The following is a 17,616-nucleotide window of genomic DNA, read 5'->3' as shown; positions in this document are numbered from 1 at the left end:
TAAATAAAGGCCTCCAATCGCCCATCCGACGTGCTGGTCATCGCGCCTCAAATGCGTCGAACCATTCCCAGTGGTCCGGGAGGATATTTCCAACAGGCCCTTGAGCAGGCACCTGGTTCTCTCGCCGTGCACGCGGGCAGACCTTCGCACTCGCGCATCAAACGCGCCCTCGACTACTTTCGCCTGCGCCGTTCACGGGAGCGCGCAAGCCTTCGGGCGGACCTCAGCTCATCGATGCTCGGAAGCCACCATTCTCGCCTCCGGTTTTCTGAAACCGGCTTCGCGGGCCATGTGTGGATCAGTTCGTCCAGCGTCGGCGTCCGCCATAGTCCCCAGACGTGGTCTTTCGTCGCGCCGGGATAGAAATCCGCAACGGTATCTGGCTCGACGAGTTCGCCGGTGATCTCCGTGAAGACGATGACGCCGTACTGTTCGGTCGCCACCGGCCGCTGCAACGGCGGCAGGTCGTTGCACGCCAGCAGATAACGATGACGCTTTCGCTCCGCCGAGCGACGTCGGGCGCGTCTGTCGTCTTCGGTGCCCTTTCGCTCTTCAGCCCGGCGCCTTCTTTCTTCGGGCTCGTTTCGCCGTGCCGCCGCCTCGATCGTCGCCCATCGCCGCCGGAGGGCGTCGAACGACCGGAAGGGCACATGCCAGACCCTAAGATCGCTGTCCCAATGGGCCCAGGGAATTTCGCGTAGCTGATCGACGACAGTCCGTGAATAGGGCGTCCGGACCCGCAAGCCCGCCTCCCCGACCTCCAGATATGGACTTTCGATCGGATCAAACTGGAAGGCGTCGCGTCCCTTCTCGTCCGCATAGGCTTCGACCTGCGTTGCCTCGCGCGCGCGCCAGCGGGCGATCCGGCGAGCGGCAGTTTTGCCGGGAACGAACCATGCCTTGAGGTCATCATTCCATCGCGCCCGGGGAAAAGCCGCACGGAAACGCTCGACTGTCAGTCGGTCGTAGGGGAACGAGGTCGTTTCCCCGATCTTCTCTTTGAAGGCGCCTTCGGGCGTCTGATGTTGTCGGCGGTTCGACATGATGCGTTCGACTTTTCCTCGAAACGCTGTAACGGGCTGCGCGGTTCGACGGCTGCGGTCAGATTTACCTTCGACGCTCGACCCGCTCGCGGCGAATTCCTAGGCTTTGTGGAATCATTGGAGTGCGGCAGCGTTGCTACCTGTCTCCGAGGCATTTGGTCCTTCCGTGACGATGACATGGAGAGGGCCTAGACGGCGGCACCGCGCTGAGATGCAGGACCGACCGGGAGAGGTCCGGCTTGACGAGGGGCCGGTCTTTGTCCGTGCGGCGGAGCAAGAGTTTCCTTGGTCTGTTTCTCACCGGATTTGCATGTTGAAGAACTGAAGAGAGTGGCGCGGTCTTTGTTTCCGGATCTTTATGCAGCGCCCGCCCGCTTCGCACCCCCGCTCGTTATGGTGACGTCAAAATCACGTCATTGTTAACTTGATTTGTCATATTTCAACCTCGTCGGACTTGGCTATTGGCCCGGTTTCACGGCAGATGTGTTGCATCGCAATGAACGGAAAGGTGACCCTATGACAGATTTTGCCGACAGCCGACCCCGCCCGATGGTGCCGGCACTTCAGAGAATTTACATGCCGTTTAACACCATCGCTGAAACGGCTCTGCGTGTCATCGCCGGCGGACTGCTGGTGACCCACGGCTACGGCAAGATCCTCAATCCGTTCGGAGCTGTCGGCATGGTGGAAGGTCTCGGCTTCTATCCCGGTTTGTTCTGGTCGCCATTGCTTGCGGCAACCGAATTCTTCGGCGGCATTTTGATCGCAGTCGGGCTCTTCACGCGGCCAGCCGCTTTCGCTGCAATGATCGTGCTTCTGGTTACTGTGTATTTCCATGGCGTCGTGCGAGGTGAAGGCTTCGGTGGGGCGGAAAAATCGATCCTCTGGACTGCCATTTTCCTGTTCTTCGCGGTTCGTGGATCCAATTCGCAGTCTGTGGACGCCAAACTCGGCAAGCAGATCTGAATCCGAAGCCCTGTAACTGTCTCGGGAAGCGGGCACGGCGCCACCGCGGTTCGCTTGTGAGTGCGACATTCGCAACCGGATGAGACGAGGGCGGAGAAAAGAGCGGGCTCAGCGCCCGGTCTTTTTTCGCCATCGGGCATAGTCGTTTTGCGCTTTGTCTGTCGTTGGTGGATAAAGGCCTATCACAGCAGCGCCGTCTTGGACCTGTTCGAGAACAAACTCCTCGAAGCTTTCCATGCCGGTGCATTCCTCGGCGATCTCGTCTGCCAAATGCGCTGGAATGATCATGACGCCGTCACCGTCGCCGACGAGCACGTCGCCGGGGAAAACGGGCGCGTCGCCGCAGCAAATCGGCACGTTGATGTCGAGCGCTTCGTGGAGGGTTAGATTGGTCGGCGCCGACGGGCGCTGATGGTAAGCCGGCATGTCCAACCTGGCGATGCCTTCGGCGTCGCGAAAGCCTCCGTCAGATACGACGCCGGCGCAACCGCGCATCGCAAGCCTTGTGACGAGGATGGAGCCTGCCGATGCGGCCCGCGGATCTTTCCTGCTGTCCATGACAAGCACCCAACCAGGCGGGCAGGTTTCGACCGCGACACGCTGCGGGTGGTTTGCATTGCGGAAAACGGCGATGGGATTGCGATCTTCGCGCGCCGGGATGTAGCGAAGGGTGAAGGCCTGTCCGACCATGTTCTTGCCCTTCCAGGCGACCGGCCCCACATTCTGGATGAACTGGTTGCGCAGGCCGCGTTTGTAAAGCGCTGTGGCAACAGAGGCCGTCGACGACTTCATCAATTTTGCGCGGGTTTCGTCGGAAAGAGCGTATTCGGTCATTAACATCTCCGGCTGAAGGATCAGTTGATCGCTGGTTCATCGACCTGAGGGCCGAATTCGGTCTTAAGGAAATCGAAATCGCAGCCCTTGTCGGCCTGTTCGATGTGTTTGGAGAACAGGAAACCGTAGCCGCGGCCATAGCGTGGAGCCGGTGGCTTCCACGACTGTCGGCGAAGGGAAATTTCTTCATCCGACACGAGCATGTTCAAGCTGCGGTTGGGGATATCGAGCTCGACGATGTCGCCAGTCTTCAAAAGCGCCAGCGGGCCTCCGACATAGGCTTCCGGTGCCACATGAAGCACACAGGCGCCGAAAGATGTACCGGACATGCGCGCATCGGACAGTCGTACCATGTCTCGCAGGCCGAGCTTCAACAGCGCCTTGGGCATGGGAATCATCCCCCACTCAGGCATTCCAGGCCCCCCCTGCGGGCCGGCGTTGCGCAAGACGAGAACGGTCTCCGGCGTCAAAGGATATTCGGGATCGTCGATGATCGTCTTCAGTTCGGCGTAGCTATCAGCCACGAGAGCCGGACCTTTATGGCGATGGAATTTCGGGTCGCAGGCAGCGGGCTTGATCACCGCGCCGTCGGGACTGAGATTGCCCTTGAGGACAGCGAGCGATCCCTCGTGATAGACCGGGTTCGACAGCGGACGGATGACGTCGTCGTTCCAGACCTTTACCAAGTCGAGGCCCTGCGTAAGCGGTTTGCCGCTAACGGTGATCGCCGACGAGTTGAGCTTGCCGCCCAATTGCTTCATCAGCGCCCGCAGACCACCGGCGTAGTAGAAATCCTCCATGAGGTACGTGTCACCCGATGGCCGGATATTGGCAATGACGGGCGTTTTGCGCCCAATGCGGTCGAGATCGTCCAGTTCCAGCGGGATCCCGGCGCGGCGCGCCATGGCGATCAGATGAATAATGGCATTCGTGGAACAGCCGGTCGCCATCGCCACGGTCACTGCATTCTCCACGGCTGCCGCCGTGACGATCATGTCCGGCGTCAAGTCCTCCCAGACCATATCGACGATGCGCCGGCCGCATTGGGCCGACATGCGCTGGTGGCCCGCATCGGCGGCGGGGATGGAAGAGGCGCCAGGAAGCGTCAGTCCCATGGCCTCGGCAATTGCCGTCATTGTCGATGCAGTCCCCATGGTCATGCAGTGGCCATGGGAACGGGCAATGCCTCCTTCGATCCCTTGCCATTCTTCCTTGGAAATCGTCCCGGCGCGGCGTTCGTCCCAGAATTTGAAGCCGTCGGTGCCTGAGCCCAGATGCTTGCCCGCCCAGTTTCCGCGCAACATCGGCCCGGCCGGCAGGAAGATAAAGGGAAGACCCATGCTGAGCGCTCCCATCACCAGGCCTGGAGTGGTCTTGTCGCAGCCGCCCATGAGCACCGCGCCATCGATGGGATGGGAGCGCAGCAATTCCTCGCTCTCCATCGCCAGCATATTGCGGTAGAGCATTGTCGTTGGCTTGACGAAATTTTCAGACAGTGACAGCGCTGGAAGCTCCATCGGAAAACCTCCGGCCTGCAGCACGCCGCGCTTGACCCATTCCACTCGGTCTTTGAAGTGCATGTGGCAGGGCTGCGCATCCGACCAGGTGTTGAGGATGGCGATGATCGGGCGTCCCTCCCAGTCGGTGGGATCGTAGCCCATCTGCATGGTGCGCGATCTGTGGCCGAAGGACCTTTGATCATCGGGGACCATCCAGCGGGCGGAGCGGAGCTGCTCGTAGGTCTTGCGTTTTTTCATGGTACTGTCCGAAAAGCATGATGAACGGAGGCGAACCCAGACAAGAAAGCTGACTTCATTCCTTCATGCCCCATTTCTGGATGGTGTGGCGTTCGATCGTCTGGAAGACCAGATTTTCGACCACCAGACCGATGACGATGACCGTCAGCAATCCGGCGAAGACGGCCGGAATGTCGAGAAGGTTGCGGTTTTCGAAGATGAACCAGCCAAGACCGCCCTGGCCGGAGGAGACGCCGAAGACGAGTTCGGCGGCAATCAGTGTGCGCCAGGCGAAGGCCCAGCCGATCTTAAGACCCGTGAGGATCGAGGGAAACGCAGCCGGGATGAGAATGCGAGCGACGTAGGAGAAGCCGGACAAGCCGTAATTGGCGCCAACCATGCGCAGGGTGCGGGAAACTCCGAGAAAGCCGGAATGAGTGTTCAGCGCCACAGCCCAGAGCACGGAATGCACGAGCACGAAGACGAGACTGGAGGCGCCGAGGCCGAACCAGATGAGCGCCAGCGGCAGAAGTGAAATGGCCGGAAGCGGGTTGAACATGGCGGTCATCGTCTCCAGGAAATCCGTGCCGATGCGCGTGTTGATTGCCAGCACGGTGAGGATGGCCGCCAGAATCGTTCCCGCCGCATATCCCATCAACAGGATCTTCAAGGTGGTCCAGATGCGCGCCGGAAGCGTGCCATCGGCAAATCGATCGACGAGCGTCACCAATGTGTCGGTGAGGGTCGGAAACAGAAGCGGGTTGTCCAGGTAAGTGGCATAGACCTGCCACAGTAGCGCAAGTACGATAATCAGCAGTGCCTTTCGGACAGCGCCGATACCCCAGATGAGCTCAACTGGCCCGAGCTTCTGCTCGATCGCGGCGATGTTGGCATAGGCCGGGCGCATGTTTGCACTTTCTTCAGCCAGCAGGATCCTTGGTGCGTTCATGGTGGCTTACTCCCGATGGCCAGGTTCGCAGAACAGAAGATCGTGGATATCCCGTTCAAGTGCAGCTGCGGTTCCGTTCTCGTTGGAAGCTTTGTCGACATCCACGACTTCCGCTTTGACACGCCCAGGGTGGGGTGACAGAAGCAGGATACGGTTGGAGATCTTAATCGCTTCAGCGATCGAATGGGTAACGAAGATAACGGTAAACTTTGTATCATCCCAAAGCTGAAGCAGTTCATCCTGCATCTGGCGGCGCGTCAGCGCGTCGAGCGCCGCGAAAGGTTCATCCATCAGCAGGATGTCGGGTTGCATCGCCATGCCGCGCGCAATGGCGACGCGCTGTTTCATCCCGCCAGAAAGGGTATGGGGAAAACTGTCGACGGCGCGCGTCAGCTTCACCTTGTCGATGTAGGAGCGGGCGATTTCCTCCGCCTCTCTTGGCAGCAGCTTGCGCGCAACCAGCAGCGGAAACATCACGTTCTCCAGAACGGTCTTCCAGGGCATCAGCTGATCGAATTCCTGAAACACCATCATGCGATCCGGACCCGGTTTCGTCACCGTCCGCCCACTGATGCGGATGGAGCCACTGACGGGCTTCATGTATCCGCCCACTGCCTTCAGCAGCGTCGATTTACCGCAGCCCGATGGACCGAGAAGCACGAACCGATCTGATTTCCGGACGCTGAAGCTGACTTGTTCGGTGGCGGTGACCAGGAGATTGGGCGTCTTGTAGCGCAGGGTGACCTTCTCGACACTCAAGAGTGGTTCAGCCGCTTGCGCAATTGCCTGATGCGCCGGTGAAACAGTTGCTGCGGACTGGAGCATTGACTACGTCCTCACATGAAAAAGGGTCGGGCTCATCCGGCAGACAGCTGCCTGCCGTCTGCCGAACGGATGCTGCTCAGTTGCCGTTGAGGTCGGCGGATTCAGGCAGGTAATAGTCGGTCCATGCTTTCGGCTGCATCTTCAGCGTGCCGATCTTGTTCAAATGCGTCGCGAACTTCATCGTGCCCTGCGGCTCGGTCCGATAGTCGTCGATGAAGCCCGGCTCGTTCATGATCGCCATAAGATCGTCGATCGACGTTTTGTCACCGGTGATCGTCTTGTAGGCTTCAAGGGCGCCCTTTGGATCGTTCTTGATGTAAGCCACTGCCTGCTTGGTTGCCTCACGCACTGCCTTGATGATGACGGGATTGCTTTCGGCAAACCCGGTCGTTGTGAAGAACGTCGCCTGCGTGAGGGAACCTCCGATGATTTCGCGCGAGTCCGTGACGCGATGCACGCCCGGCTGTTTCAGCTCGATGTACTGGAAGGGCGGTGCTGAGAAATGGTTCTTGACTTCATGATTGGGGTTGGCGATGGCCGCGACTGCATCCGGATGGCCAAGCTGTACAGTGTTGCTGTCGAGCTTGCGGACCTGGTCTTCCCCGTATTTTGCGGCAGCGGCCATTTGCAGCAAAATCGCCTGGGTCGAGACGCCGACCGTAGGAACGGCGATCTTGTCGCTCGCACCAATATCATCGAGCGATTTGATCTTGGGATCGTTGGAGACCATGATGACCGGCTGCGCAGAGCTCGGAATGATGCCCTTTACCCGGCCTTTCGTGCGATCCCAAAGCAGAAGTAGGTTTCCCGACCCGGTGTTGACGATATCGACATTGCCCGCGAGCAATGCATCGGTCTGCGCCCCTCCGCCGCTGAAGGTTCGCCATTCGATGCTGAGGCCGTCGAGACCCTCCTTCGCAGCCTGTTTTTCGATGAGCTTTTGCGTCTCCATCACGTGACTGGCAAGGTACAGAATACCAGGTTGCCGTGTGATGGAGATCGCCGTCTTTTCCTGAGCCGAAGCCGGAAGCGTGGCCGCAATAACGGCTGCGATCGCGAAAGCACCCAAAAGTCTCGACATCCTATCCTCCCACTGAAATTACGAAACGTGCCTCCCAGCACCAACTGAGTGAAACACTAAAATATCAGTTGGTCAACTATGTTAATATATTAGTTTGAGATGGCGCTCCGTAGCGGCTATAATGCGCGTCGAAGTGAGGTTTCATGGACGCTCTGAACGACCTTTCCCCGACAATGGCGCTCAAACGCACCTCGACATCGCGCCAGCTCTACGACGTGCTGCGCGCTCGCATCATCTCGCTCGATCTGCCTCCAGGCATGCATCTGTCGCGCAGCGAGATCGCCCTGGCCTACGGCGTCAGCCAGACACCGGTGCGTGACGCTCTGCAGATGCTGGAGGCAGAAGGCCTCGTCGTGGTCTATCCGCAGTCCCGCACAGAGGTCACCCGCATCGATTTGCGCCAGGCGCGCGAGACGCAGTTCCTGCGGCTCTCTCTCGAGCTGGAAGTCGTGCGGTATCTAACGGAAAACCAGCCTGAGGCCGTCATCAAACAAGCCGATCGCCTGGTGGCGCTTCAGGAAACGGCGCTTAACGTGGATGACGACCTCGCACGCTTTGCGCTTCTCGATCGCCAGTTTCATCAAACCATGTTCGAAGGCGCCGGAGTTGCGGACCTCTGGGCCCTGGTCCAGTCGCGATCCGGGCATATCGATCGGCTTCGCAAGCTCAACTTGATGGATCCCGGCAAAGCCGGCACGATCTTGTGTTCGCACCGGGAAATTATGGACAATATTCGAGACAGGAATGTCCCGCGGGCACAGGAAGCGGTACGCCGCCACCTCACAGGCACGCTCGCCACCGTCGACGCTATTCGCGAGGCACATGCTCACTTCTTTTGAAAGGTCGCTTTTCTGTGGAAGGAGATGATGATCCGGGCAAACACCAGACTGTTGGAAATCGGAAGATCAGTGTCGAATGACGGTCCAGACGTCGACGGAAAGAGGTTCTATCGTCCGGCTTCAACCTCAACAGAACACGTGCGCGGCGCCGGGGTCGAATGCGAGATGAACGCGGTCCCCGGGGCTCAGACCGGCAATTGCCTCATGCCCGAATGGCAATCGCACCGACAAGGCTTCACCGGCGGCCGTAGCCGTTGCCACATGAATATTATTTCCTAGGAAGGTGATGTCTCTGACGGTCGCGCTAAGACCGCTGCTGCCATCATGACGCGATAGCCGCATGCGCTCGGGCCTCAGCATGAGAGCCCCCTTCCCGCTCAAGACCGCTTTGCCATGGAACGGGATTCGTTCAAAAACCGCCTCACCGAGTGAGATCGTCGCCTTTCCATCTGCACATGACAACAGATCGCAGGAGATGAAGTCGCTGTCGCCAATGAATTCAGCGACAAAACGCGTTCGCGGGTTGGCATAAAGTTGCGGCCCGGTACCAATTTGATCGATGACGCCATTGGAGAATACCGCAATGCGATCGGAGAGCCGCAGGGCTTCTTCCTGGTCATGGGTCACGTAAAGGATCGTCACTTCAGTTTGCTGGTGGATCCTGCGTATTTCGTGCTGAATTTCCTCCCGCAGCTTCTTGTCCAGGGCCGAGAGCGGCTCGTCCATCAGAAGAACCGGAGGATCATAAGCAAGCGCCCTTGCCAGGGCGACACGTTGCTGCTGGCCACCCGACATCTGTACGGGCTTGCGATCTTCGTATCCTTCAAGTCTAACGAGACGCAGCATCTCCTTCACCTTACGGTCGACCTCGGCCTTGGATTTGCGCCTGACCTTCAGTGGAAAGGCGATGTTTTCACCAACACTCAGATGCGGAAACAACGTGTAGCGCTGAAAGACCATTCCGATGTTGCGTTTGTGCGAAGGAGTTTCAAGCAGGGTCTTGCCGTCAAGCGTGATGTCACCGCTTGTCGGTGACTCGAAACCCGCCAGGATGTAAAGCGTCGTGCTCTTTCCCGACCCCGACGGTCCCAGGAAGGTCAAAAACTCACCGCGCTGAACATGCAGGTCGACATCGTGAACCGCGACAACAGGGCCGTACTCCTTGCGGATGCCTTTGATCTGAAGGAAAGCGTCATTCATGATTTCAGTACCTTGCGTGCAAGAGCGACAAGCGCCATCAAGAGGATCGTCAACAGGATGAGAAGTGTCGAGGCGGCGGCCACGACCGGCGTAAGATCCTGTCTGAGAGTGGCCCATACTTTTACCGGCAGGGTCTGCAGCGTCGGGCTTGCCATGAAGATTGCCACAACCACCTCGTCCCAGGATGTCAGGAACGAAAAGACAGCGGCGGAAAATATCCCGTGGCTGATTGCAGGCAGCGTTACCCGGATCCTCGCCTCAAGCGGCGAGGCGCCGCAAAGTATCGCCGCGTCCTCGATAGACCTATCGAAACCTTCAAGCGCACTTGAAATGGACAGAATGGAGAACGGAAGAGCAAGGACAAGATGCGAAATCACGAAGCCGGCCAGGGTTCCACCGAGGCCCACCCTCAGAAAGAACGCGTAAAGTCCGACGGCAAGGACGACGACGGGAAGGATCATCGGCGTCAGGAAAAGCGCCTTCAACGCGTCACGGAACAGGAACGTACCCCGAACCAACCCGAACGACGTCACAAGACCGAGCAGAACTGATAGCACAGTGACGATCGATGCAATCTTAAAGCTGGTCCAGGCCGATTCCAGCCACCGGGGATCGGCCAGAAGTTCGCGGTACCATTGCAGGGTCCAGCCTGGAGGCGGGAAGATCAGCCACTGCGAAGACCCCAAGGAAAGCGCCGCGATAAAGAAGATCGGTAACAGCAAAAATGCAGCCGCCAGGATGGTGATCGTCAAAAGCACGTATTTCCACCAGCCGAGATGATCGAAGTTAAGCAGCATGTCAGCGCCCTCCGGTGTTCTGGCTGCCGAAAAAACGCAGCTGAAGGACATAGAGCGAAAGCGTTACAACGAGAAGCACCAGGGCAGCCGCTCCCCCCATACCCCAGTTGACCAAGGACTGGACAAACTGGGCAATCAGTTCGGCCAGCATCATGTTCGCCGTACCGCCGAGAAGCGAGGGGGTAACAAAATATCCAAGTGACATGACGAAAACCATGAGGGCACCGGCAGCGATGCCCGGCATGGCCAGCGGCAGGAGAACACGCGTTAGACATTGCCACCGGCTGGCACCGCAAAGGGCCGCCGCCTGCAGGATTGCCGGGTCGATCTTCTTGATCACGCCGTAGAGCGGCAGGATGATGAAGGGCAGCATGATGTAGGTCATGCCGATCGTCACGCCCGTCAGATTATTGACGAGCGGCAAGGGCTGATTGATCAGCCCCATGCCCATCAGCAGTTTGTTGATGGGACCCGTTCGTTGCAAAAGCACCATCCAGGCATAGGTGCGCGCCAGCAGATTTGTCCACATCGACAGGAGCAGGATCGCAAAAATCACCGATGCCAGCCTTCCAGGCATGATTGCCAGCGCCCAGGCGACGGGAAAGCCGATCAGGAGGGCAATGGCGGTCACCAAGCCTGATACGATGAAGGTATTGACGAATATCTTCAGATAGGTTGCAGATCCGAGCAGCTCGGCATAATTGCCGAAGCCGGGAACTGGTTCCAAAACACTTCGCAGCAACAGCACCGCCACCGGTACGATGAAGAAGATGGCCACAAAAGCGAGAGCCGGAACGACCCCGCTGAAACCAGTTGGCCTTCGCGCTCTTGGCATCGGCGCATTTAAGCCGGAGGCATCACTAAAGGTTGACATGACAGTCCTTCCTGCCCGAACGTCCAGAAACAAGCGCCGCAGCTACCGGGAGCCAACAGAGCATGCTGCGCTTGGCACGGCGGCATGGGTCGCCGCGCGTCGCGCTGCATTTTCAGCCTATTTTGCCTGCCATGCGTACCACCGCTCGCCGATGGCATCCCGGTTTGCTGCCCAGTAGCTCATGTCCGCATTGACTTGGCCGGCCGTTTGCTGATCCGGCAGTGTCTTGGCCGTCTCAGGATCCATCAACTTGGCCGATTCCAAATTGATCGGTGCATAACCAGTGGCTTTTGCGAGCGCTGCCTGCGCTTCTGCCGAGGTTGCCAGTGCGATGAACTTCATGGCCGCCTCGAGATTCGGAGCGCCTTTCGGAACGACAAGCGAATCTGCGGCGGTGATGTTCTGCCCCCAGGAGGTCTCGGCGTTAACGTCGCTTTTGGCGAGCGCTGTCATGCGGCCGTTCCAGAGGCTTCCAAAAGGTGCTTCGGCTGATGCCAGCAGCTGCTGCGACTGGGCGCCGCCCGACCACCAGACAATCTCCGACTTGATCGTATCGAGCTTCTTAAATGCTCGATCAAGGTCAAGCGGATAGAGCTTGTCGGCGGGAACACCGTCGGCCAGGAGAGCTGCCTCGATCACACCGGGCGCCGACCATTTATAGAAGGTGCGCTTGCCTGGAAACTTCGCCGTGTCGAACAAATCGGCCCATGTCTTCGGGCAAGCAGCAACCGCATCCGCATTGCAGCCGATCACAAAGGAATAATAGAAGCTTCCGACGGAATAATCCGTTACGAAACGCGGATCGAGCTTGGACTTGTCGATGACGGAAAAATCCAGCTTTTCGAGCAGTCCGTTTTTTCCTGCCTGTGCGGCATAGTCACCTTCGACATCGACGACGTCCCATGTAACCTGGTTCGCCTCGACCATGGCTTTCAGCTTGCCGTAATCAGTGGGGCCATCCTGCACCACTTGCAGTCCGGTCTTTTCCGTATATGGGTTCGCCCAGGCGGCCTTTTGCGCGTCCTGCGTTGTCCCTCCCCAGCTTGAGAAGACGAGCGTTTCGGCTGTTGCGGGAATGGCTGCTGCCATGATTGCCGCAAAGGCGGTGAATGCAAACGTGTGTTTCATGTTCCCTTTTCCTTGTTCTGGAGTGTCTTATGCCCATTCCTATGCCGGCAATCCGTCTCCGCTTTTTGGAGAGAAGCTGGTTGCCTTCATAACCTTGTTTTCCGCCACTTCGATCAGATCGCAAATCTTCGGCAGAAAGGGCTGCCACTGAGGGTCAGCCAAAAGGCGGACGCGCCGGGCCTCACGATCGTCGAGGCTCGAAAACGCCCAGATGTGGACGATCTCGTTGATGATGCCGATCTCTGAATAGAAATAACCGACGAGGTTGCCGAGATGGCTCGTTTGGATGGCTATCCCCTCCTCTTCCACCACCTTCAGATACTGCGGGATCGCACCGTTCTTCAGTCTGTACGTCCGGATCTCGTAAAACATCGCCATCACCGCATCACGAAAGGATCAGGGATCGGATCGTCCGACGTTCTCAACCAGATCGTTTTCGTCCGGGTGTAGTCGAGCGCTGCGGCCATGCCGCCTTCCCTGCCATGCCCGGACAGGCCGAAGCCCCCAAATGGCGCGATCGGCGAGACGGCGCGATAGGTGTTGACCCAGACGATGCCGGCGCGAATGGCCTTCATCAGGCGATGAGCACGCGTCAGGTTTTGGGTGAATACGCCAGAGGCAAGCCCATAGTGCGTATCGTTGGCAAGCGCGAGCGCTTCGGCTTCTGTTTCGAACGAGACGACGGACAGAACCGGACCGAAGAATTCGTTGACCAGCGAAGGGGAATTGACGCCATCGCAGTCAAGAATTGTCGGCGGGAAGTAATAGCCTTCAAGGCCGGGCCTGTGGCCTCCGGTGACAAGGCTGGCACCGCTTTGAACCGACTTACCGACGAGCGCTGCAATGTGCTCCTGCTGGCGTCGTGTTGCAAGAGGACCGATCTCGGTCGCCATCTCCAACGGAGGACCCATGCGGATCGCTTCAGCTTTGCCCTTCAAGAGGGTGAGGAACTCATCCTTGACACGCCGCTCGACAATCAGGCGTGAACCGGCGACGCAGCTTTGGCCGGTTGCAGCAAAGATACCTGCGACCTGAGCATTGGCAGCACTCTCAAGGTCGGCATCGGCGAAAACGACGAAGGGCGACTTGCCTCCCAGTTCGAGCGACGTGGAGGCAAGGTTCTCCGCCGAGTTTCGGACGATTTGTCGCGCCGTTTCGGGGCCCCCGGTGAAGGCGACATGCGCAATCTTCGGATGCCGGCAGAGTGCTGCCCCGCAGGATGCGCCAAAGCCGGTGATGATATTGACGACGCCCGCAGGAAAGCCTGCCTCGTGAATGAGGCGCGCAAATTCCAGAAGCGGCGCCGGCCCGTCTTCCGAGGCCTTGACGACCATCGTGCAGCCGGCCGCAAGAGCCGGCCCGATCTTGACGGCAGACAAGAACAGCTGGCTATTCCAGGGCACGACCATCGCAACGACGCCGATCGGCTCACGGCGAAGCCAGACATCCATGTCAGGCTTGTCGATGGGAAGATAGGACCCTTCGATTTTGTCGGCGATGCCGGCATAGTAGCGGTAATAGTCCGCGACATAGGCGATCTGCGCCGACGTTTCCCTGATGATCTTTCCCGTATCGCGAGTTTCGAGCTCTGCCAGCTTCTGTGTATTGGCTGCGACAAGATCAGCGAGTCGGTAGATGAGCTTGCCGCGTTGCGTGGCCGTCATCTTTGACCAGGCCCCGTTATTGAGCGCCTGTTCAGCGGCATTGACCGCCCGATCCACATCGCTCTCGCGGGCTTCCGGCAAGTCAGCCCATTCCTTCCCGGAGGCCGGATCAACACTTGGAAAGCGCGCTTCACCGTCCAGGAATTGACCATCGATATAATACTGGAAATGCTGCATAGGCTTCACTCCGCAAATGCCGGCATCACCTCGGCGATAAAGCGCTGAAGCGATGCTTTCTTGCGCTCGAAGCTCATGCCCGTATCGATCCAGAAGGAATATTCGTTGTAACCTATGGCCTCGTAGGTCTTGAGCCTCGAGATGACGGTTTGTGGACTTCCCATGACGTTGTTGGTGCGCATCACAGCGTCCGACAGCATGGCGTTTGAGCTGATTTCAGCTTCGGGAATTCGCTCAATCAGACCTTGAGTGACCGGCTTCTCGTTTTTAAACCAGGCGAAGAAGTAGTTGTAGTAGACGCTGAGCTCATGAGCCGCCTGCGCGATGTCTGCGTCCGATGAACCGACATAGGTATGACGCAGCAGCATGATCTTCGGCCGCTCGATCGTCGGATGCTTGGCGCAGGCGTCATTGAACCGTCCCATCAACGCCTCCACCTCGTCATCACCCTGCCAAAGCGGAGTCACCTGCACGTTGCATCCGGCTGCAACAGCGAATTCGTGGGAATTCGGATCGCGGGCCGCGACCCAGATCGGTGGATTGGGCTGCTGCAGTGGTTTCGGCGCCGACGTGGTTGACGGAAACTTGTAGAACTCGCCGTCATGGGCGTAGTCGCCCTTCCAAATACCTTTGACAGCCGGGATGAGCTCGCGCATGCGCTGGCCGGCAGCCCAGGCATCCAGACCGGGAAGCAGACGCTCATATTCGAACGAATAGGCCCCACGGGCAATCCCGATATCGAGCCTGCCGTCGCAGATGATGTCGGTCATGGCCGCCTCGCCGGCAAGCTTGATCGGATGCCAGAACGGTGCGATCACCGTTCCCGTGCCCAATCTTACTTTCGACGTGCGACGCGCCAGGTCGGCGATGGTCACGAAAGGATTGGGCGCGATGGTGAAATCCATGCCGTGATGCTCGCCCGTCCAAATCGCATGCATGCCACCTTTGTCAGCGATCTCGCAGAGCGCCACGAACTCGTCATACAGACGTTTGTGGTTTTCGTTAGCGTCGAGGCGTTCCATGTGGACGAAGAGAGAAAACTTCATGGCTGTGCCACCTTCGCTGCAACCGGGCGGACCGTACCTACAGTCTCATCCCCGAAGTAAACCCCGAAATTGCCGATCGAACTCTCCAGCGCAAAACGCGCGATGATGTCGGCCGTCGAACTTGTCTTGAATTGCTCGGCAGTGAGTGTTTTGGGCTCGAGAAATCGTCCAGCGGCCGGATCGCCTTCCGATGCAAAGGCACGGTAGACAATGTGCTGCTTTCCCTCGCTCTTGTCTTCATAGACCGAATAAAGGAAACCGATCGAAACCTTCAATCCGGTCAGACCTTCAAGATAATCTTGCAGAATTTCGGTCGGGCTGCCTTCCTTGACGTCGCAGCCCGGCAGCGAAAGAGTCTGATCGCCGAGAAGGAGTACATCTCCGTCGCGTTCGAGAACGGCACCAAGTTCGATATTGCTTTCCGCTGCGGCCGAAACGGCCCGGCTTGCAAGGATTGGAGTGAAGTAACCGCCGCGGGCATAGCCCAATCCGTTGCGGCCGGAATTCTCGAATGCCATGATGCGGCCCATCAGGATGACGTGGTCGCCGGCGTCCACCATCTTTTCCATGGCGCACTCGAACCATGCTGCCACATTGGCCAATATCGGACTGCCGGCCCTGCCTTCAGACCATTCGACTGCGGCGAAGCGGTCCTCGACTGGCCGTGCAAATGTGTTCGACACTTCTTTCTGACTTTCCGAAAGGACGTTGACTGCAAAGTGTTTCGCCCCCGTCATCGTCGCATAATTGCGAGAGGTCTTTGCCAGGCAGACAAGCAGAAGAGGCGGATCGAGGGACACCGATGTAAATGAGTTTGCTGTAAAGCCGATCGGCCGGTCGGCGCAGTCGCGGGTGGACACGACCGTCACACCGGTCAAAAAGGCGCCGAAGGCGTCTCTCAATGCGCGGGGGTCGATTGATTCCGGCGTCATCTCGGCTCCTCCTCTTGATGTTCAAGCCATTCCGCAAGCAGCCTATTCACGTTGTGAGGCGCGGTGAGATTGACCATGTGCCGATGCCCTTCGACGATGCGAGCCCAGCCATTTTGGGTGATCGCCGCCATCTGCGTCGCCATTTCCGGCGTCGAATTTGGATCGTCGGAGCCTGTCAAGAACAACGCCGGGCAGCGGACATCACGCCAGCGATCCGCATAGGTGTCGTCGCCGCCGGCAAAGGCGCAATAGGCGATGGCGTAACCCTCGGGATCGACCATGCCGAGCCAGCCACGCGTGAGATCGCGTGCAGAAAGGCTACTGTCATCGTCGCCGAACCACCGCTTCAGCGGGCCATCGCGGTCGACGCCATTGGCGCGGATCGCGTCGGCGCGAGACATGACCGCTGCTTTCGCCTCCGGATTGCGGCGATAGACGCCGTTAAGATATGCGACCCGCCGAATCCGCCTGCCGAAGGTAGCAGCAGCCCCACCGGAGATCAGAGCTCCCATGGAGTGGCCAGCGATATTGGCGGCATCGATGTTCAACTCGTCGAGAAACCGGCCGAACCAGGCAACGAAATCTTCAAGCTTGCTTCCGGTTGGCAACCTGGCGCTTTCTCCGTGTCCAGGCATGTCCACGGCAATGACACGATGTGTTTTTGCAAACGTCGCGATCTGCGGGGCCCAAGCCTCGAGCCGCATGCCGACGCCATGGATCAGAACCAAGGGTTCGCCGTCACCGGCCTCGAAATATGAGACGCCGTTGATGGTGTGCTGGCGCTGGAACTGCATCAATGGCTCTTGCGACAAAATGGAGTGTCTCGTTTGCATGGCGCCAGTTGGTCTTTCTTAAACGCCAGCAGGATTGGTGACGTTGTGGCCCAGATCCTTGAGGTCTTGATAGCGGTCGCCAATGCGATGATGCGGACGCCCTCCCACGGAGGCGCCCAGTGCTACGACGATCTCGTCGGCGGCCGGGGCATCGGGAATGGCTGCCTGAATGGTTAGGTAATGCGAACGGCGGCCCTCGTCGTTCTTGTCCATCAGCGGGATCATGATCGGCGCATTGGCCGGGCCACGGGTATTGCAGAAGGCAAGATAAGACTTGGCGCCGACGGCATTGCGGTAATGATTGCCAAACCGCAATGTGTGGATGAGCGCTGAAGCATGCTCGAGTTCCCCATCGAGGCCGACGACCGCAGCCTTGCCGTAACCTTCGACGGCTTTTCCCGAACCAACGGCTTCAATGATCATGCGAGTGAGCAATTCTCCGAGCACCGGGGCGATCGCACGGATTTCCGGCTTGAGGTCCTCGACAAAGCCTTTGCCTGCCCATGGATTCTTGACCACCGCGAAAGCCGAATAAAGTCTGAGCGGCAGCGGTGCGGCTTTTCTGCCTTCGATCAAGATGGTCTCAACTTGCGACATCGTCTTGCGAATCTGGATGCTCATGCGCCGTCCTCAGTTACATATGATGTTATGGTATGCCATAATATTATTTCGTCAATAGCCCACCGAACAGG

Annotated in this window: 18 protein-coding genes; 2 read left to right on the top strand and 16 right to left on the bottom strand. The window is 58.5% G+C overall.

The features are described from left to right. Positions 1-173: 173 nt before the first annotated feature. Positions 174-1,043, bottom strand: a complete 870-nt coding sequence (locus EV130_RS03570) for a hypothetical protein (protein WP_245520008.1) — start codon at positions 1,041-1,043, stop codon at positions 174-176. A gap of 516 nt (positions 1,044-1,559) precedes the next feature. Between EV130_RS03570 and EV130_RS03565 the strand changes: the two genes are divergently transcribed. Next, entirely contained in the window at positions 1,560-2,009 is a 450-nt protein-coding gene (locus tag EV130_RS03565; RefSeq protein ID WP_074064094.1) for a DoxX family protein, read from the top strand. Between the two features lie 108 nt (positions 2,010-2,117). Here EV130_RS03565 and EV130_RS03560 read toward each other — a convergent pair whose 3' ends face one another. From EV130_RS03560 to EV130_RS03540, 5 genes are all read right to left on the bottom strand, one after another. Beyond that, entirely contained in the window at positions 2,118-2,843 is a 726-nt protein-coding gene (locus EV130_RS03560; protein ID WP_132659268.1) for a ribonuclease activity regulator RraA, read from the bottom strand. Between the two features lie 20 nt (positions 2,844-2,863). Beyond that, positions 2,864-4,600 carry an L-arabinonate dehydratase gene (gene araD, locus EV130_RS03555; protein ID WP_074064092.1) on the bottom strand — a complete coding sequence of 579 codons (1,737 nt, stop codon included), beginning with the start codon at positions 4,598-4,600 and terminating at the stop codon, positions 2,864-2,866. Positions 4,601-4,655: 55 nt separating this feature from the next. Further along, positions 4,656-5,528, bottom strand: a complete 873-nt coding sequence (locus tag EV130_RS03550; protein WP_132659266.1) for an ABC transporter permease — start codon at positions 5,526-5,528, stop codon at positions 4,656-4,658. A 6-nt stretch (positions 5,529-5,534) separates the two neighbouring features. Continuing rightward, complete coding sequence (locus EV130_RS03545) at positions 5,535-6,353, bottom strand: ABC transporter ATP-binding protein (RefSeq protein ID WP_081377217.1); 819 nt, start codon at positions 6,351-6,353, stop codon at positions 5,535-5,537. A 76-nt stretch (positions 6,354-6,429) separates the two neighbouring features. Next, the gene (locus EV130_RS03540; protein WP_132659264.1) at positions 6,430-7,434 is read right to left on the bottom strand and encodes an ABC transporter substrate-binding protein; all 1,005 of its coding nucleotides are present in this window, start codon (positions 7,432-7,434) and stop codon (positions 6,430-6,432) included. 143 nt (positions 7,435-7,577) lie between these two features. On the opposite strand from EV130_RS03540, the gene EV130_RS03535 reads away from it, so the two are divergent. Continuing rightward, on the top strand, positions 7,578-8,273 hold the full coding sequence (locus EV130_RS03535; RefSeq protein WP_132659262.1) for a GntR family transcriptional regulator: 696 nt from the start codon (positions 7,578-7,580) through the stop codon (positions 8,271-8,273). A 126-nt stretch (positions 8,274-8,399) separates the two neighbouring features. Here EV130_RS03535 and EV130_RS03530 read toward each other — a convergent pair whose 3' ends face one another. The 10 genes from EV130_RS03530 to EV130_RS03485 all read right to left on the bottom strand — a co-directional run bounded on the left by EV130_RS03530 (position 8,400) and on the right by EV130_RS03485 (position 17,545). Next, on the bottom strand, positions 8,400-9,473 hold the full coding sequence (locus EV130_RS03530; protein ID WP_132659260.1) for an ABC transporter ATP-binding protein: 1,074 nt from the start codon (positions 9,471-9,473) through the stop codon (positions 8,400-8,402). Further along, positions 9,470-10,270, bottom strand: a complete 801-nt coding sequence (locus EV130_RS03525; protein WP_132659258.1) for an ABC transporter permease — start codon at positions 10,268-10,270, stop codon at positions 9,470-9,472. The genes EV130_RS03530 and EV130_RS03525 overlap by 4 nt, the downstream gene beginning before the upstream one ends. 1 nt (position 10,271) lies before the next feature. Then, complete coding sequence (locus EV130_RS03520) at positions 10,272-11,144, bottom strand: ABC transporter permease (RefSeq protein ID WP_132659256.1); 873 nt, start codon at positions 11,142-11,144, stop codon at positions 10,272-10,274. Between the two features lie 117 nt (positions 11,145-11,261). After that, the gene (locus EV130_RS03515) at positions 11,262-12,272 is read right to left on the bottom strand and encodes an ABC transporter substrate-binding protein (RefSeq protein ID WP_132659254.1); all 1,011 of its coding nucleotides are present in this window, start codon (positions 12,270-12,272) and stop codon (positions 11,262-11,264) included. Between the two features lie 39 nt (positions 12,273-12,311). Next, the gene (locus tag EV130_RS03510; protein WP_132659252.1) at positions 12,312-12,644 is read right to left on the bottom strand and encodes an NIPSNAP family protein; all 333 of its coding nucleotides are present in this window, start codon (positions 12,642-12,644) and stop codon (positions 12,312-12,314) included. A 5-nt stretch (positions 12,645-12,649) separates the two neighbouring features. Next, a complete protein-coding gene (locus tag EV130_RS03505) occupies positions 12,650-14,113 on the bottom strand; it encodes an aldehyde dehydrogenase (protein ID WP_132659250.1) in 1,464 nt (487 codons plus the stop codon). A gap of 5 nt (positions 14,114-14,118) precedes the next feature. After that, positions 14,119-15,159, bottom strand: coding sequence for an LLM class flavin-dependent oxidoreductase (locus EV130_RS03500; RefSeq protein WP_132659248.1), 1,041 nt, complete (start codon positions 15,157-15,159; stop codon positions 14,119-14,121). Further along, positions 15,156-16,091, bottom strand: coding sequence for a flavin reductase family protein (locus tag EV130_RS03495; protein ID WP_132659246.1), 936 nt, complete (start codon positions 16,089-16,091; stop codon positions 15,156-15,158). The genes EV130_RS03500 and EV130_RS03495 overlap by 4 nt, the downstream gene beginning before the upstream one ends. Next, positions 16,088-16,885 (bottom strand): alpha/beta fold hydrolase, encoded by a 798-nt coding sequence (locus EV130_RS03490; protein WP_245520007.1) that lies wholly within the window; start codon positions 16,883-16,885, stop codon positions 16,088-16,090. The genes EV130_RS03495 and EV130_RS03490 overlap by 4 nt, the downstream gene beginning before the upstream one ends. Positions 16,886-16,942: 57 nt before the next feature. Further along, positions 16,943-17,545, bottom strand: coding sequence for an amino acid synthesis family protein (locus EV130_RS03485; RefSeq protein WP_132659242.1), 603 nt, complete (start codon positions 17,543-17,545; stop codon positions 16,943-16,945). Positions 17,546-17,616 lie beyond the last annotated feature (71 nt).

This window comes from Rhizobium azibense (genome assembly GCF_004342325.1).
GTDB lineage: Bacteria > Pseudomonadota > Alphaproteobacteria > Rhizobiales > Rhizobiaceae > Rhizobium > Rhizobium etli_B.
Note: the sequence above shows the minus strand (reverse complement) of the source record. Positions and strands in the feature narration are given on the sequence as shown.

What these genes read in the sequence shown, in the direction of transcription:
- EV130_RS03570 (WP_245520008.1), bottom strand. Translation starts at nt 1,043, where the DNA reads ATGTCGAACCGCCGACAACATCAGACGCCCGAAGGCGCCTTCAAAGAG.
- EV130_RS03565 (WP_074064094.1), top strand. Translation starts at nt 1,560, where the DNA reads ATGACAGATTTTGCCGACAGCCGACCCCGCCCGATGGTGCCGGCACTT.
- EV130_RS03560 (WP_132659268.1), bottom strand. Translation starts at nt 2,843, where the DNA reads ATGACCGAATACGCTCTTTCCGACGAAACCCGCGCAAAATTGATGAAG.
- araD (WP_074064092.1), bottom strand. Translation starts at nt 4,600, where the DNA reads ATGAAAAAACGCAAGACCTACGAGCAGCTCCGCTCCGCCCGCTGGATG.
- EV130_RS03550 (WP_132659266.1), bottom strand. Translation starts at nt 5,528, where the DNA reads ATGAACGCACCAAGGATCCTGCTGGCTGAAGAAAGTGCAAACATGCGC.
- EV130_RS03545 (WP_081377217.1), bottom strand. Translation starts at nt 6,353, where the DNA reads ATGCTCCAGTCCGCAGCAACTGTTTCACCGGCGCATCAGGCAATTGCG.
- EV130_RS03540 (WP_132659264.1), bottom strand. Translation starts at nt 7,434, where the DNA reads ATGTCGAGACTTTTGGGTGCTTTCGCGATCGCAGCCGTTATTGCGGCC.
- EV130_RS03535 (WP_132659262.1), top strand. Translation starts at nt 7,578, where the DNA reads ATGGACGCTCTGAACGACCTTTCCCCGACAATGGCGCTCAAACGCACC.
- EV130_RS03530 (WP_132659260.1), bottom strand. Translation starts at nt 9,473, where the DNA reads ATGAATGACGCTTTCCTTCAGATCAAAGGCATCCGCAAGGAGTACGGC.
- EV130_RS03525 (WP_132659258.1), bottom strand. Translation starts at nt 10,270, where the DNA reads ATGCTGCTTAACTTCGATCATCTCGGCTGGTGGAAATACGTGCTTTTG.
- EV130_RS03520 (WP_132659256.1), bottom strand. Translation starts at nt 11,144, where the DNA reads ATGTCAACCTTTAGTGATGCCTCCGGCTTAAATGCGCCGATGCCAAGA.
- EV130_RS03515 (WP_132659254.1), bottom strand. Translation starts at nt 12,272, where the DNA reads ATGAAACACACGTTTGCATTCACCGCCTTTGCGGCAATCATGGCAGCA.
- EV130_RS03510 (WP_132659252.1), bottom strand. Translation starts at nt 12,644, where the DNA reads ATGTTTTACGAGATCCGGACGTACAGACTGAAGAACGGTGCGATCCCG.
- EV130_RS03505 (WP_132659250.1), bottom strand. Translation starts at nt 14,113, where the DNA reads ATGCAGCATTTCCAGTATTATATCGATGGTCAATTCCTGGACGGTGAA.
- EV130_RS03500 (WP_132659248.1), bottom strand. Translation starts at nt 15,159, where the DNA reads ATGAAGTTTTCTCTCTTCGTCCACATGGAACGCCTCGACGCTAACGAA.
- EV130_RS03495 (WP_132659246.1), bottom strand. Translation starts at nt 16,091, where the DNA reads ATGACGCCGGAATCAATCGACCCCCGCGCATTGAGAGACGCCTTCGGC.
- EV130_RS03490 (WP_245520007.1), bottom strand. Translation starts at nt 16,885, where the DNA reads ATGCAGTTCCAGCGCCAGCACACCATCAACGGCGTCTCATATTTCGAG.
- EV130_RS03485 (WP_132659242.1), bottom strand. Translation starts at nt 17,545, where the DNA reads ATGAGCATCCAGATTCGCAAGACGATGTCGCAAGTTGAGACCATCTTG.